Annotated in this window: 12 protein-coding genes; 7 read left to right on the top strand and 5 right to left on the bottom strand. The window is 47.4% G+C overall.

The window, feature by feature from the left end:
• Window positions 1-277 precede the first annotated feature (277 nt).
• A complete protein-coding gene (locus tag HQN90_RS13080; RefSeq protein ID WP_173218820.1) occupies window positions 278-1,102 on the top strand; it encodes a lipoate--protein ligase family protein in 825 nt (274 codons plus the stop codon).
• Window positions 1,103-1,605: 503 nt separating this feature from the next.
• Here the strand turns inward: HQN90_RS13080 and HQN90_RS13075 are convergent.
• Window positions 1,606-2,337: an alpha/beta hydrolase gene (locus HQN90_RS13075; protein ID WP_173218818.1), complete on the bottom strand. Its 732-nt coding sequence runs from the start codon at window positions 2,335-2,337 to the stop codon at window positions 1,606-1,608.
• Window positions 2,338-2,600: 263 nt separating this feature from the next.
• On the opposite strand from HQN90_RS13075, the gene pdhA reads away from it, so the two are divergent.
• From pdhA to lpdA, 4 genes are read left to right on the top strand one after another with little or no spacing between them, the layout of a single operon-like run.
• Complete coding sequence (pdhA, locus tag HQN90_RS13070) at window positions 2,601-3,683, top strand: pyruvate dehydrogenase (acetyl-transferring) E1 component subunit alpha (RefSeq protein WP_173218816.1); 1,083 nt, start codon at window positions 2,601-2,603, stop codon at window positions 3,681-3,683.
• Window positions 3,684-3,743: 60 nt separating this feature from the next.
• Window positions 3,744-4,724 carry an alpha-ketoacid dehydrogenase subunit beta gene (locus tag HQN90_RS13065; protein WP_173218814.1) on the top strand — a complete coding sequence of 327 codons (981 nt, stop codon included), beginning with the start codon at window positions 3,744-3,746 and terminating at the stop codon, window positions 4,722-4,724.
• Between the two features lie 31 nt (window positions 4,725-4,755).
• The gene (locus HQN90_RS13060; RefSeq protein WP_173218812.1) at window positions 4,756-6,051 is read left to right on the top strand and encodes a 2-oxo acid dehydrogenase subunit E2; all 1,296 of its coding nucleotides are present in this window, start codon (window positions 4,756-4,758) and stop codon (window positions 6,049-6,051) included.
• 4 nt (window positions 6,052-6,055) lie between these two features.
• On the top strand, window positions 6,056-7,471 hold the full coding sequence (gene lpdA, locus HQN90_RS13055) for a dihydrolipoyl dehydrogenase (protein WP_173218810.1): 1,416 nt from the start codon (window positions 6,056-6,058) through the stop codon (window positions 7,469-7,471).
• A 97-nt stretch (window positions 7,472-7,568) separates the two neighbouring features.
• Here lpdA and serC read toward each other — a convergent pair whose 3' ends face one another.
• Complete coding sequence (gene serC, locus HQN90_RS13050) at window positions 7,569-8,660, bottom strand: 3-phosphoserine/phosphohydroxythreonine transaminase (RefSeq protein WP_173218808.1); 1,092 nt, start codon at window positions 8,658-8,660, stop codon at window positions 7,569-7,571.
• A gap of 396 nt (window positions 8,661-9,056) precedes the next feature.
• Between serC and HQN90_RS13045 the strand changes: the two genes are divergently transcribed.
• Window positions 9,057-10,004 (top strand): aldo/keto reductase family protein, encoded by a 948-nt coding sequence (locus tag HQN90_RS13045; protein WP_173218805.1) that lies wholly within the window; start codon window positions 9,057-9,059, stop codon window positions 10,002-10,004.
• 121 nt (window positions 10,005-10,125) lie between these two features.
• On the opposite strand, the gene HQN90_RS13040 is transcribed toward HQN90_RS13045, so the two are convergent.
• The 3 genes from HQN90_RS13040 to HQN90_RS13030 form a co-directional block, all read right to left on the bottom strand.
• Window positions 10,126-11,517: an ABC transporter substrate-binding protein gene (locus tag HQN90_RS13040; protein WP_246362266.1), complete on the bottom strand. Its 1,392-nt coding sequence runs from the start codon at window positions 11,515-11,517 to the stop codon at window positions 10,126-10,128.
• A gap of 87 nt (window positions 11,518-11,604) precedes the next feature.
• Window positions 11,605-12,426, bottom strand: coding sequence for a carbohydrate ABC transporter permease (locus HQN90_RS13035; RefSeq protein WP_173218803.1), 822 nt, complete (start codon window positions 12,424-12,426; stop codon window positions 11,605-11,607).
• A complete protein-coding gene (locus HQN90_RS13030) occupies window positions 12,423-13,382 on the bottom strand; it encodes a carbohydrate ABC transporter permease (RefSeq protein ID WP_173218801.1) in 960 nt (319 codons plus the stop codon). The genes HQN90_RS13035 and HQN90_RS13030 overlap by 4 nt, the downstream gene beginning before the upstream one ends.
• Before the next feature lie 204 nt (window positions 13,383-13,586).
• Here HQN90_RS13030 and HQN90_RS13025 point away from each other — a divergent pair, with 204 nt between their 5' ends.
• Window positions 13,587-14,321 carry a glycerophosphodiester phosphodiesterase gene (locus tag HQN90_RS13025; protein WP_173218799.1) on the top strand — a complete coding sequence of 245 codons (735 nt, stop codon included), beginning with the start codon at window positions 13,587-13,589 and terminating at the stop codon, window positions 14,319-14,321.
• The last annotated feature ends 280 nt before the right edge of the window (window positions 14,322-14,601 follow it).

Here is a 14,601-nt window from a genome sequence, read left to right as displayed (position 1 = left end):
GGCCGATCAAGCCATAAAATATGACAAAGTAAGATCGGAGAAGTTAATACTAGAATATTGAGTAGTAAGTCGTCAATTACATTCAATGATCTCGCCTACTTAATTAAAAATTTGTTTGTTTAGTTTTATTTCGACAGAAAATATGAAAGTCCTTTGAATCCTTCCGAAATTTTGATGTTTTTTGGTACTTCTAACCTAGATTTGGATTGCGGCTAGGACTCGGATCGCTTACAATTCTGTAGATATACTAAACTTGTAAGCTCAGGAGAAACGATATATGAAGAATGTACCCCTTTCCTCTTCCATGGTCATCTTGGATCGATCAGGTGAAAAGGATGTTAAACCTATTCTGTATGCCTTCGCGCTGGAAGAGCTGTTGTGCCGTGCTATTGGCAAGGTGGCGCCACCGATTTTGCATATCTGGAGACATCCGCGTGCTTTCGTGATGGGTCTGAGAGACAGCCGGCTTCCCGAATCAGCGAAAGCCAATGATTGGCTGGTAGGCCAAGGCTTTGAAACAGCCGTCAGAAACTCTGGAGGAGCCGCTGTGCCGCTGGACTTAGGGGTTGTAAATGTATCCCTGCTGCTGCCAAAAGAAGCGGGCGATATGGAGCATCGCAAGGATTTCGATCTCATGGTAGCCTTGATTCGTGATGTTTTGAGTTCGACTACTGATCGTATTGATCAAGGCGAAATTATGGGATCCTTTTGTCCAGGCGAGTTTGATTTGAGTGTTGGGGGACGCAAGTTTTGCGGCATCGCGCAGCGCAGACAGCAAACGGCCTTATCCGTGCAAGCCTTTATCATCGTAGAGGGTGCCGGTGAACAGAAGGCTCAGCTGGCCAGAGGCTTCTATGAACGGGCAGCAGGCTCAGCTTCTGTAACGGACTATCCTTTGGTGGCACCTGGCAGCATGGCAAGCCTGTCAGAGAGTTTGCAGATGCCGTTAACAGCTGAACGCTTCACAACGAACTTACTTGAGGTCATGGAAGCCAGAGGGCTTCCTATTCAGAAGCCAGAGGACATAGCTGGCTATCCGAGCGAGGCAAAGATTCATGAAATGGCGGAGCTGTTGAAGCAGCGTTATGCGATCAAGCGATAATATGACGCGGCGTAGCATGGTTAATCCCGGCAAAAGTGGCTGAGTCTGCTAAAAGGGGATGCTAAGCTGGGAGAAAGCCTCCGCCCCGCTCTGAGCCTGCGAAAAAGGCAGTCTCAACTGGGAAGGAGGCACTATCCCCGCAAAAGTCAGCTGAGCCTGCCAAAAAAGCAGCCTCAGCAGGGAAAAAGCCTCCCGCTCGCTCTGAGCCTGCGAAAAAAGCAGTCTCAGCTCGGGGAGGAGGCACTATCCCGGGAAAAGTCAGCTGAGCCTGCCAAAAAAGCAGCCTCCGCAGGGAGAAAGCCTCCGCTCCGCTCTGAGCCTTCGAAAAAGGTAGGCTCAATTCGGGAAGGAGGCACAATCCCGGCAAAAGTCAGCGGAGTCTGCCAAAAAAGCAGTCTCAGCTCGCGGAAAAGGCACTATCGAACATGAGACATCATGCATCCATGTGAAAAATGTAAAAAGAACCGCAGGGACATTCCCTGACGGTTCTTTTTATGAATAGATTACCCCAGAAAATAATGCAAAGCCGTATCCAGCTCTCCTTGCCAGAATCCCCATAAATGCTTGCCTGGCTTTTCGATGTAATGAAGCGTGGTATTTTTGGAATCCAGCTCCTCTTTGGTTAGCCGATTTTCGCGAACGAAATCAAAGGTTCCCCGTTCTGTTTTTACCTCTGTTTCATCCAAGCCAATCAGCATGTACAGCTCCAGCCAGGCTAAGTCGTCCTCTGCTTTGATACGTTCTCTGGTAATGTCGAAAAATGCGCCCGATAAGGATATAACGCGGCAAAAAAGGCTAGGATAATCTAAGGCGAGATGCAAGGAAACGGTCCCTCCCAGAGAGTCGCCCGCGACAATACGCTCAGTCCTTTCTGTGCGAACCGGATACCGACTTTCGATATAAGGAAGGAGTTCCTCCGCGAAAAAGCGGCAATAAGCGTCATGTCGCTCTCCTTCAGGCGCATATTCCGAGGTGCGATTCACATTGTTCACATCGACACCAACTACAATGGCGGGCTCTAAATCTTCATCTAAAATACAACGGGTAAGCGTCGTGGCAATCCGGCCGAAATTGAAGAACTGCTCACCGTCTTGGCAATAAATGACAGGGTAGGAAAGCAGCTCGTTGTAGCCAGGAGGAAGATAAATCCGCAATGAGCGATTTTCTTGAAGCAGGGCAGAGGTGAGTTCATCTTTGATAATGGTTCTTTTGTAAAAGCGTGAGTCATCCGACATGAGTTTGCTCCTTTGTTGTCTGCTTGGAAAAAATAGGATTCGTAAGCGTGAATTTTTATGATTAAGGGTAAGGTGTATTATAGCAGTTGTAAATTTTGTGTTAACTGTATTATATATTTTCAGGAACTGTACTATTCACTTCTGCGAAAAAAGGTCATATAACACGAGGATGCTGGTGTACAATTCACAAAAACAGGTTTATAATAATACTATAACAGAAGTGAAGCTAGCAGGCATCAAAATCATATAAGAGGTGAAATGGTATGAGTAAGCCACTTGTCAGCCAAACAAATTATGAAGTGACCACAGAGAAGGTTGAGCCTTTACAAGTTCTGGCTCCAGACGGCACAATTGTCAATCCCGACAAAATGCCTAATCTTAGCGATGACCAATTGAAAGAAATTATGAGAAGAATGGTATTCACACGCGTGTGGGACGAAAGAGCAGTCAATCTCGGTCGTCAAGGACGTCTTGGTTTCTATGCACCGGTATCCGGACAGGAAGCTTCCATGATCGGTAGTGAATTTGCTTTAAATAAAGACGATTTTATTTGCCCAGGTTACCGTGATATGCCGCAGCTTGTATGGCATGGACTTCCGCTTTACCAAGCATTCCTTTATTCCCGTGGACATCAGCACGGCGGACAAATTCCGGAGGATGTACACGTCCTTATGCCGCAAATTATTATCGGTGCACAAATTTTGCATGCAACAGGCGTTGCTATGGCATTCAAAAAACGCAATCAACCGCGCGTAGCGATTACGTATACAGGTGACGGCGGAAGCTCTGAAGGCGATTTCTACGAAGGCATGAACTTCGCAGGCGCATTCAAGCTGCCGGTTATCTATTTTGTACAAAACAATGGTTATGCGATCACAACTCCTTATTCCAAACAAACAGGAGCCCTTTCTGTTGCCCATAAATCCGTAGCAGCAGGTATCAAAGGTGTTCAAGTTGATGGAATGGACGTTCTGGCTGTCGTTCAAGCTGTAACTGAAGCAGCTGAAAGAGGACGCAGAGGCGAAGGAGCTACATTGATTGAAGCATTAACTTACCGTTACCGTCCGCATTCCTTGGCTGATGATACGACAAAATATCGTACCAAAGACGAAGAATCCGATTGGGAACCAAGAGATCCACTTACGCGCATGCGCTTATTCTTAACCAAAAAAGGTCTATGGAACGAAGAGATAGAAGCACAAGTAAAAGAAGAAGCGAAAGCAACCGTTGCCGAGCACATTAAAAAAGCGGAGGAAACTGAGAAAATGACTGTTTCCGGCTTGATCGATTCCATGTTTGAAGTTACACCTGCACACCTCGAAGAACAGAAGCAAGCGTATAAATAAATAATTAGCTTACGATGCCAGTTTTTCTGGCGAAAAACGCTTAGGAGGCACGGAGAAGTCATGGCACAAATGACGATGATTCAAGCGATAAAAGACGCAATGCGCGTTGAACTGGAAAGAGATCCAAATGTAATTTTGTTCGGGGAAGACGTTGGCCATGTTGGCGGCGTATTCCGTGCGACAGAAGGTTTGCAAAAAGAATTCGGCGAAGACCGCGTATTTGATACGCCGCTTGCCGAGTCCGCTATCGGCGGGTTGGCAGTTGGTCTTGGCGTTCAAGGCTTCCGTCCAATTGCTGAAATTCAATTCGTAGGCTTTATCTATGAAGCGCTTGACCAAATTTGTGTGCAAGCTGCTCGTATGCGTTACCGTTCCGGCGGACGTTACAACTCGCCAATCGTATTCCGTACACCTTTTGGCGGCGGTGTCAAAGCTGCTGAGCTGCACACGGATGCCTTGGAAGGCTTGCTTGTGCAAACGCCTGGTATCAAAGTTGTTGTTCCTTCCAACCCTTATGATGCGAAGGGACTGCTGATTTCCGCGATTCGCGACAATGACCCTGTCTTCTTCATGGAGCATCTGAATTTATACCGCGCATTCCGCGCTGAAGTGCCTGAAGGTGAGTATACGATTGAGCTTGGTAAAGCGAACGTCGTTCGTGAAGGCTCTGACGTTACGGTTATCACGTATGGCGCAATGGTTCATACTTCTGTGAAAGCAGCAGAAGAAATCGAGAAAACACAAGGCGTGAAAGTTGAAGTTATTGATCTTCGTACCCTGCTTCCGCTGGATATCGATACGATTGTTGCTTCTATCAAGAAAACGAATCGTGCAATTATCGTTCAAGAAGCGCAAAAAACTTCCGGTGTTGCCGCTGAGGTTATTGCACAAATTAATGAAAAAGCCATTCTGCACCTGGAAGCTCCGGTTCTGCGTATTTCACCGCCAGATACCGTCTATCCGTTCGCTCAAATCGAAGACGCTTGGTTGCCTAGTCCAGCAAGTGTCATTGCAGGGATCAATCAAGTACTCGAATTCTAATCACAGTCGAAGGTAATAGGAGGTAGTACACGTGGCATTGTTTGAATACAAGTTCCCAGAGCTTGGTGAAGGCATACATGAAGGCGAGATCGTCAAACTGTTAGTAAAAGCGGGCGACACCGTAACTGACGAAACGATTCTTATGGAAGTACAAAACGATAAAGCGGTTGTCGAAGTGCCTTGTCCAGTTGAAGGAAAAGTTGTTGCTGTTTCCGTAAAAGAAGGACAAGTGTGCAACATCGGCGAGCTTGTGATGACGATTGAAGTAACAGGCGAACTGCCTGCTGAATCCATGCATCACAAGAGCGACAGCGCAGCTCCTGCGGCGGCAGCACCGGCTCCGGCAGCAGCGCCTGCGGCAGCTGCTCCATCACCAGCGGCCGCGCCAAGCGCGGGCCGTGAAGTGCTTGCGACGCCTAGCATCCGCAAGCTGGCAAGAGAAAAAGGCATCACACTCGCAGAGGTGACGCCTACAGGGAAGCACGGCCGCGTAACACGCGAGGACGTGCTTGGCTTCAGCGGAGCGGGCGCAGCCGCGGCTCCGGAAGCAACAGATCCAGCTGCCGTAGCAGCAGCTGGTGCAGCGGCACCTGCGGCGGCTCCGCAGCAGGTTGTCGTGGGCGATCGCGTCGAAGAGCGGATTCCATTCAAAGGAATCCGGAAAATCATCGCGAACGCTATGGTCAAATCCGTGTACACAGCTCCGCATGTGACACTAATGGACGAAATCGACGTGAGCGCATTAGTCGCTCTGCGTGAGCGCACGAAGCCGCTTGCTGAGAAAAAAGGCGTGAAGTTGACGTACCTGCCTTTCATCGTGAAAGCCTTGGTTGCCGCTTGCCGTCAATTCCCGGTCATGAACGCGATGATCGACGAAGAGAAGCAAGAAATCGTCTACAAAAAATACTACAACATCGGTATCGCAACGGATACAGAAAACGGCTTGCTCGTTCCTGTTATCCATGATGCTGACCGCAAGAACGTATGGTCCATCGCCTCTTCCATCAAAGATTTGGCTGTTCGCGGACGCGAAGGCAAATTGGCACCTACCGAGCTTAAAGGCAGCACGATTTCCATCACGAACATTGGTTCTGTTGGCGGTATGTTCTTTACACCAGTTATCAACTTCCCTGAGGTTGCGATTCTTGGCGCTGGACGTATCACTGAAAAGCCTGTTGTGAAAAATGGGCAAATCGTTGCCGCATCGGTTATGGCGCTTTCCTTAAGCTTCGACCACCGTATTGTGGATGGAGCGACAGCACAAAGCTTCTTGAACTACATCAAACAGCTTCTGGCTGATCCAGAGCTTCTCGTCTTGGAGGTGTAACAGCATGGTAGTAGGAGATGCTTCTTTAGATATTGACTTGTTGGTCATCGGTGCTGGTCCAGGTGGGTACGTAGCGGCAATTCGCGCTGCTCAGCTTGGACAAAGCGTTCTGATCGTTGATAAATCGGATTGGGGTGGCGTGTGTTTGAACCGCGGCTGTATCCCATCCAAAGCGTTGATTTCCGCGGCTCATACGTATGAGCATGCCCAGCATGCCGACAGCATGGGAATCTCCGTGGAAAACGTGAAGGTTGACTTCGCGAAAGTGCAAGCTTGGAAAAACAGCATTGTAGCTAAGCAAACAGGCGGCGTTAGCGCGCTGCTCAAAGGCAACAAGATCCAAACGTTCCAAGGCGAAGTGATGTTCATCAATGAGCACGAAGCGCGTGTGTTCAATGACGCAGAAGCTCCTCGCTACCGCTTCAAGCATTGCATTATCGCGACGGGTTCCCGTCCGATCGAGCTTAAGGCGTTCCCTTACGGCGGAAGAATTATTTCTTCCACCGAGGCGCTGAACTTGCCTGAAATTCCGAAAAGCATGGTCGTTATCGGCGGCGGCTACATCGGAATCGAGCTTGGCCAAACGTACGCGAAATTCGGTACGAAAGTCACTGTGCTTGAAGGTTCTGACCATGTGCTTCCAGGCTTCGAGAAAGAATTGACGAAGCTTGTTGCCCGCAACTTGGAGAAAGTTGGCGTTGAGGTTCATACCGAAGCATTGGCGCAATCCTGCACGAAAACAGAAAACGACGTAACGGTTACTTTCACTGTAAAAGGTGAAGAGAAGCAAGTTACTGCGGATTATGTGCTCGTAACGGTTGGTCGCCGTCCGAACACGGATGGTGAGCTTGGTCTGGATCTTATCAACTTGAAAATGACGGATCGTGGTTTGATCGAAGTCGACAATCAAGGCAGAACAAGCATTCCTCACATCTTCGCTATCGGTGATGTTGTTCCTGGTCTTTCCTTGGCACACAAAGCTTCTTATGAAGCTAAAGTAGCTGCTGAAGCTATTGCAGGCCACTCCAGTATCGTAGATTACAAAGCGATGCCAGCTGTTGTCTTCTCAGATCCGGAAATTGCCGGAGTAGGTCTGAGCGAAACGGAAGCCAAAGCGCAAGGGATCAATGTTACGATTGGTAAATTCCCTTATGCGGCGAACGGCCGTGCCAACTCTTTGAACGCGGGTCAAGGCTTCGTGAAGCTTGTCGGCGACAAAGAAACAGGTCAACTGCTTGGTGGTCAAATCGTTGGTCCAGAAGCTTCCAACTTAATCGGAGAGCTTGCTCTTGCCGTAGAGATGGGCGCTAATCTGGAAGATATCGCACTTACGATCCATGCACATCCAACATTAACAGAAATGATTATGGATGCAGCGGAAGGTGCGCTTGGACACCCGATTCACCAACTGGGTAAATAACAAACATTTTCCACAGGTTTCTATACCTTTAGATAAAAAGTCCCGAGAGTTTGGCCTTGGCCGCTCTACGGGACTCTTTTCTTTGTTGCGAGCGCGATCAACGGTATTTTCGGGCAAAAGCCTTCATGAAATCAGCCAGAGCTTGGCATGCTTCAAGCGGTACCGCATTATAAGATGAAGCTCGCATGCCTCCGACACTTCGATGTCCGGCCAAGCCTTCAAAACCGTTCTCGAGGGATTCTTGTATAAAAGCTTTTTCGATTTGCTCGTTAGACATGCGCCAAGTGATGTTCATATCGGAGCGGTCCTTATGGGCGATCAAGCCTTTGTAGAAACCGCTGCTTCCATCAATCACGTCGTAAATCAATTTGGCTTTATGCTTATTCTGCAATTCCAAAGACGCTATGCCGCCTTGCTGGAGAGCCCATTTCAAAACAAGATTCATCATATAGATGGCGTGTACAGGCGGGGTATTGTAAAGGGACTGATGCTTGGCGAACGTCTCATATCGCATAATTTCTGGGATTTGTGTGGAAGCTTGCTGCAGCCATGTTTTGCGGACGATGGCGACGGTAACTCCGGCAGGTCCCAGATTTTTTTGTGCGCCGGCATAAATCATCGAAAACTGCTCAAGATCAAGCCGTCTGCTTAAGATATCACTCGTCATATCGGCTACTAGCGGCGTGCTGCCAACCTCTGGAATCTGTTGAAAGCGAGATCCTTCAATGGTGTTGTTCAGGGTGAGATGGAGATAGGCAGCATCAGCTGTTAGTTCGGTTTCATGCAGGTCAGGGATGTACTGCCAGTTCTGCTCTTTGGAGCTTGCGGCAATTTGAGTCTTTCCGATATAGGCTGCTTCTTTATAGGCTTTTTCTGCAAAGCTGCCGGTTAGAACGTAATGTGCTGTCTGATTGGCAGGCAAAAAATTCATAGGCAGCAGCGCGAATTGTGTGCTTGCCCCTCCGCCCATGAAGAGGACCTCATAGTCGCTCGCTGGCAAATTGAGCAAATGAAGGAGCAGTTGCTGCGTTTCTTGATTGAGGTGTTCGACTCCGCGGCTGCGATGAGACATCTCAAGCAGTGAAATTCCGGTTCCTTGAAAGTCCACGAAAGTTTCTTGGGCTTCTTCAAGCACCTCCAACGGCAGTGCAGCCGGTCCTGGATTAAAATTATACAAGCGTTTCGTCATGTCTTGTTACCTCCCGAGTATGTGTTTTTATTCTAAAAACGACAAAAAACGCCCTCATCCGATTGGGACGAGGAGCGTTTGCTCGCGGTGCCACCCAATTTAAGAAACATTCCGGTGAATGCTTCTCCACTTGGTTCCGCGGTAACGGGCGGTGCCGGTTAACTTAGAAGGCATTGCTTTAGAGAAGCAGGGTCCTTCTTGGCGATAACGCCTCCGAGTTGGATTCTCTTCATAGGCACGATCATGTTATGGATATTGATATGAAGTATATGCGGATTGCGACGAAAAATCAATAGGTTATTTAGTGAAATTTTCCAACGATAATGTGAAGTGATATACTAGAATGAACACGTGTTCAAAGATGGTCTACTATAATCACGAAAAGAGGCGCGATCTATGAAATACCGGAGATTGGGAAGAACAGGGTTAAAAGTAAGTGAAATAAGTTTGGGCAGCTGGCTTACTTACGGGAATTCTGTTGCTGAAGAAACCGTTGCGAAGATGACGCAGCGCGCTTTTGACCTGGGTATTAATTTCTTAGATACGGCAAATGTGTATGCCAAGGGTGAAGCTGAGATTTTACTTGGAAAAGCATTGAAATCTCATTCCCGGGATTCCTACGTGCTGGCAACGAAAGCGTTCTGGCCGATGGGGGATGGCCCTAATGATAGAGGGTTGTCGCGCAAGCATGTTTTCGAGCAGGTGCATGCAAGCCTAAAACGTCTGCAAACGGATTATGTCGATATTTTCTATTGCCACCGCTACGATCCGGAAACACCTGTTGAAGAAACGCTGCGCACGATTGAAGATATGGTGCGGCAAGGTAAAGTGCTGTATGTAGGCGTCAGCGAATGGACAGCAGCGCAAATTCAGGAAGGCTTGTCTGTCGCGGATCGTTATTTACTGGATCGAATTGTTGTCAACCAACCGCAATACAATATGTTTAATCGGACCATTGAATCTGAAATTATCCCGCTTAGTGAGCGGAGCGGTGTTTCACAAGTTGTTTTTTCACCACTCGCCCAAGGGGTTCTGACAGGGAAATATCGCAAAGGACAGCAGCTGCCTGAGGGAAGCCGCGCGAATGATCCGACTGCGAATGCCTGGATTTTCAACTTCTTAGGCGAAGCTCATTTGGATAAAGTTGAACAGTTGATTGGCGTAGCGAATGAATTGAGCGTATCACTTTCTACACTTGCGCTTGCTTGGATTCTTCGTCAATCCAATGTAGCCAGTGCCTTGGTGGGCGCTACCAAAATTGAACAGTTGGAAGAAAATGTGAAGGCTTCAGGCGTGGTTCTGCCTGCTGATGTTATTCAGAAGATTGAAGAGATTTTGGCTTAGAAGAGCAAAGTGGCGTGCTTTTTCGGAGATACTGTAAGCTTGAAAGAGGAAAGGAGCAGGACGCTATAGCGCCCTGCTCCTTGGTTTGCGTTACTGTATTCTTGTCCAGCTATTACACGAATTATTTTACCGTTTTGTTATAAGCGGCAATTTTTTCCGTAATGCTCTTCGCAGCACCGTCAAGCGCGTCTTTTGGCGCTTTTTTGCCAGTTAAAGCTTCTTCAATTGCCGTTTCTACGATTTGGCGGGCTTCCGGGAATACACCCATGACTGCGCCTTGTGTCGCTTTGTTGGCTTTCGTATTGTGCAATTGGTCAATGGCTGTTTGGAATTGCGGGTATTTCGCTAGGTTGTCCTTAACTAGCTGCTCATCATACGCTTTTTTGGTAATCGGGAAGTAGCCTGTGTTTACGTGCCACCATGCTTGCGTTTGAGGATTCGTCAAGAATTTGATGAATTCCCATGCGCCTTTTTGCTCAGCTTCGGATTTGTTGTTCAGGATGTAGAGGCTGGCTCCACCAACAACTACGCCGCCATCTTTGGCATCTGCTGGTTTCGGCAGGGTGCTTGTGCCGACTTGGAATTTACCTTCAGCACCGCTCACGATACCGCGAAGGGAAGCTGTAGAATCCAGTGTCATCGCCACTTGACCTGCCAAAAATGCTTTTTTGGTATCATCGGTTTTACGGCCAAGGTTTGCCGAAGTTTTGTTATCGACCATGTCTTTCCACCATGTCAACGTCTTAACACCAGCTTCATTATTGACTAATGATTCTGTTGCGGCAGCCGTACGGCCGTTTCCGTTGTTAAGGTATTCTACACCTTGATTCGCAAAGAATTGTTCCATGAACCAGCCGTAAATGGCAAAGGAAGAGCCGGATTTGCCATCCTTGCTTAACGCTTGAGCGGCTTTGGCAATATCTTCATATGTCGTTGGCGGTTTCTCAGGATCAAGACCTGCAGCTTTGAACATATCTTTGTTGTAATAAAGAATCGGGTTGGAGGTATTGAAAGGCATCGAATACAGCTTGTCATCAAATTTATAGTAGCTCAAAATGTTATCTTCGAGCTGGGAAAGATCGAATTTATCTGCGTCAACAAACTTTTGTACCGGTGTAATCGCCTTGGAGTCGATCATGAAACGGGAACCGATTTCGTATACTTGAATGAGAGAAGGACCGCTTTTGGTATCCATTGAAGCTTTCATTTTATTCAGGCTTTCATCATAAGTGCCTTGAAAAACGGCCTCAACTTGTACATTTTTCTGGGAAGCATTGAAATCGGCGACCAATTTATCGACAGCTTTGCCAAGCTCGCCGCTCATGGAATGCCACCAAATGACTTTGACTGGCTCGGTTGATTTTTTGGTATCAGCAGTTGCTGTGCTTGTGGAGTTTTTCGTATCTGCCGTGCTGCTTGTTGTCGTAGTTTCAGCCTTACCGCATGCGCTAGTCAGCAAGACCATGAGAGCGGTCATGGCGATCGCAGAGGTTCTCAATTTCAATGATTTCATTTTTTTTGATTCTCTCCCTTAGTTTTTCTTTATTTATGGAAATCTAGATCAGCAAAAATGCTGACTAGAGAAGCCACCAGACATGAACTAGCCTTTGAGTGCTCCTGCCGTAAGTCCGCGAACCAGCTGTTTTAAGCCAAGCACGAGCAAAATGAGGGAAGGAAGCAGGACGATCGTTACACCCGCCAGAACTAAGTTCCAAACGGTTAATTCTTCGAATTGCAGCATGGCAATACCGATTTGGACCGTACGCATGGATTCGCTATTCGTTATGAGCAGCGGCCACAGGTACATGTTCCAGGCATTCAAGAAAGCATACACCGCCAAAGTGGCGAGTGCAGGACGTCCAAGAGGAAGGACGATTCGGATGAACATGCGAAAGTGACCGCAGCCATCTATTCGCGCTGCCTCGAACAGCTCTTTGGGCAGCTGCAGGAAGAATTGCCTTAGCAGGAAGGTGCCGAAAGCTGTAGCTAAGAAGGGAACCGTTAAGCCCTGCAGGCTATCGAGCCAGTCCCACTTTTTGACCATCAAATAGTTGGGAATGATCGTAACTTCCCACGGAATCATCATAGTGGCCATGAAAAGGGCGAAGATGAACGCTTTTCCCTTGAACCGAATATTGGCAAAGGCGTAGGCCGCCATGCTGGAGGTTATCAACTGTCCGACCATAATGATGATAGACACGATGAAGCTGTTGCTAATAAACTTGCCGATGGGCACCAGCTTGAAAACGGCGAGAATACTGCCTAAATAGAAGCTGCTTGGCAGGAAACGAGGCGGATAGGCAGATGCTTCGCCGGGAGTCATGAACGCAGCGGAAAACGTATAGAAGATCGGATACAGCACCAGCGCAGCGCATATAATCAACAGGAGATAGACGAGTGTATTTTGTAAACGAGAGGTCATTGATAATGCACGTTCCTTTCAAAAACTTTAAATTGCACGAAGGTGAAAATCAGGATAATCGTGAACAGGACGAGAGCTTGGGCACTTCCCGTACCGAATCGAAAATTGATAAATGCATCCTGATATAAGGAATATACGAGCACATCTGTGGAATTTACCGGACCGCCTCGAGTCAAAATATGAATTTGTCCAAAAGATTGAAAAGCGCCGATGATGGAGACAATGGTCACAAAAAATACGGTAGGCGAGAGCAAGGGCAAAACGATTTGAACAAAGGTGCGAATCGGGCCGGAGCCGTCGATTTTGGCGCTGTCATAGATGTCATCCGAGATGCCTTGCAGGCCGCTGAGCAGCACAATATAGGTGAAACCAAGATTCATCCAGACCGTCATCATGGAAACGGAAAGCAGCGCCCATCTTGGATCTGTCAGCCAAGCAACCGGTTCTAATCCGACAAGGCTGAGCAAGTAATTCAGCATGCCAACGCTTGGGTGGAACAGCATCATCCAGATGACTGCCGAGGTGCCTACGGATAGTACAACGGGCAATGAAAAGATAAATTGAAAGATGCGCATGCCTTTTAAATGATTATGAGTAAAAGCAGCTAATATAAGTGCAATAATGATGACCGTAGGAACGGTGAGCAAGGTGAACAGGCCGGTTACCCCTAAGCTTTGATAGAAGCGTTCTGATGTGAAAATGGCCGTGAAGTTATCGAATCCAACGAATGAAGCGATCCGTCCTCTTGGATCGGTTTCGTGCAAGCTCAAATAAAAAGTTTGAATTAAGGGGTAGAACAAAAAGACAGCAAACAGTAAAAGGGAAGGAAATAAGAAGACATAGCCAAGGAGCGTTTCTGTCCAATTCCGGTTTATGGCTGTACGGAGAGGCTGCTTTACTTTCGCAGTGGTCTTCGTTGTTGGTGTAAATGGCAAATCCCTGTCCATCGTATTCATTTGTAACGCCTCCACGAACATTATTCGACTGGTTCTACGCTTCTTAGCTTAACCTTGCTTTATTTGACCAATGTTAAATACAAGTGAAGGAATTGTAGATTTTTCTAGAAATTTACATAACTTTTACGTTTCTCGACTGGGCATGGCAGGTAGTTTCAACTATAATTTGAGCTATATCAGCTTATACGTTTAGGAGTGAGGACTATGCAAACACAACATCCGATCATTATTGGACATCGCGGTGCGGCTGGAGAAGCGCCGGAAAATACATTAGCTTCATTCGCATTGGCACTAGAGCAAGGGGCGCAAGGTATCGAACTAGATGTGCACTTAACAAAAGACGGCGAAATTGTCGTCTGCCACGACCCTTCCGTCGATCGCACGACGAACGGATCCGGTTTGATTGTGAATCAAAGCTGGGGAGATTTGAAAGCATTGGACGCAGGGTTTTGGTTTTCGGAAGCTTATACTGGAGAACGTATTCCCTTATTGCGTGAAGTTTTTGAACTGGTGCCGCGTGGACTTCTCATTAATGTGGAAGTGAAGCATGCTTATGAAGGGCGCATGGAAAAGGCGCTGCTGGCATTTTTGCGAGAAAGCGGCAGACTCGAGGATGTCGTTATTTCGTCTTTTGACCACAAAGTGATTCAAAGGTTGAAGCAGCAAGAGCCTGAGGCAAAGGTAGGCCTCTTGTATGCTGCCAATCTGATCAATCATGCCGCTTATGCCAAACAATTGGGTGTGGACGTTCATTCCTTGCACCCCTACCACCACGGTATTGAACATGAGGATGTTGCAGCAGCCAATGCAGCAGGTCTTGCAACCTATCCCTACACAGTGAATGAGATTGCAGATTATAAAAAGTTAATCGCGTGTGGCGTTACGGGTATTATTACCGATTATCCAGCACGACTACAGGCACTGTTGCAAGCTCAGTAAGCCGCAAATCGCGGCGAATATGGGTAGTTTTGATATTAGGATAAGGGCTGATCTCAAGTAGATTTCTACTTAGGGACGGCCTTTTTTGTTAATAAGCAAAGCTCATTCGTTAAGTACTACATAAAGTTAGTACTATCCGTTTACTGGCAAATGCATAGAATGTAATTATGACCAGGTATTAAGAGAAGCCCAAAATGCTAGGCGTTACCAATTCATTTTGCCTAACAAATGTCCAATTAGCTCGCGTATCCGTTATGCCATAGCTTAACTCTTAGGAGGA

It is taken from the genome of Paenibacillus alba (genome assembly GCF_013204855.1).
In the GTDB taxonomy this organism is placed as follows: domain Bacteria; phylum Bacillota; class Bacilli; order Paenibacillales; family NBRC-103111; genus Paenibacillus_E; species Paenibacillus_E alba.
Note: the sequence above shows the minus strand (reverse complement) of the source record. Positions and strands in the feature narration are given on the sequence as shown.

What these genes read in the sequence shown, in the direction of transcription:
- lpdA (WP_173218810.1), top strand. Translation starts at nt 6,056, where the DNA reads ATGGTAGTAGGAGATGCTTCTTTAGATATTGACTTGTTGGTCATCGGT.
- HQN90_RS13025 (WP_173218799.1), top strand. Translation starts at nt 13,587, where the DNA reads ATGCAAACACAACATCCGATCATTATTGGACATCGCGGTGCGGCTGGA.
- HQN90_RS13040 (WP_246362266.1), bottom strand. Translation starts at nt 11,517, where the DNA reads ATGAAATCATTGAAATTGAGAACCTCTGCGATCGCCATGACCGCTCTC.
- HQN90_RS13030 (WP_173218801.1), bottom strand. Translation starts at nt 13,382, where the DNA reads ATGAATACGATGGACAGGGATTTGCCATTTACACCAACAACGAAGACC.
- HQN90_RS13035 (WP_173218803.1), bottom strand. Translation starts at nt 12,426, where the DNA reads ATGACCTCTCGTTTACAAAATACACTCGTCTATCTCCTGTTGATTATA.
- serC (WP_173218808.1), bottom strand. Translation starts at nt 8,660, where the DNA reads ATGACGAAACGCTTGTATAATTTTAATCCAGGACCGGCTGCACTGCCG.
- HQN90_RS13080 (WP_173218820.1), top strand. Translation starts at nt 278, where the DNA reads ATGAAGAATGTACCCCTTTCCTCTTCCATGGTCATCTTGGATCGATCA.
- HQN90_RS13065 (WP_173218814.1), top strand. Translation starts at nt 3,744, where the DNA reads ATGGCACAAATGACGATGATTCAAGCGATAAAAGACGCAATGCGCGTT.
- HQN90_RS13075 (WP_173218818.1), bottom strand. Translation starts at nt 2,337, where the DNA reads ATGTCGGATGACTCACGCTTTTACAAAAGAACCATTATCAAAGATGAA.
- pdhA (WP_173218816.1), top strand. Translation starts at nt 2,601, where the DNA reads ATGAGTAAGCCACTTGTCAGCCAAACAAATTATGAAGTGACCACAGAG.
- HQN90_RS13045 (WP_173218805.1), top strand. Translation starts at nt 9,057, where the DNA reads ATGAAATACCGGAGATTGGGAAGAACAGGGTTAAAAGTAAGTGAAATA.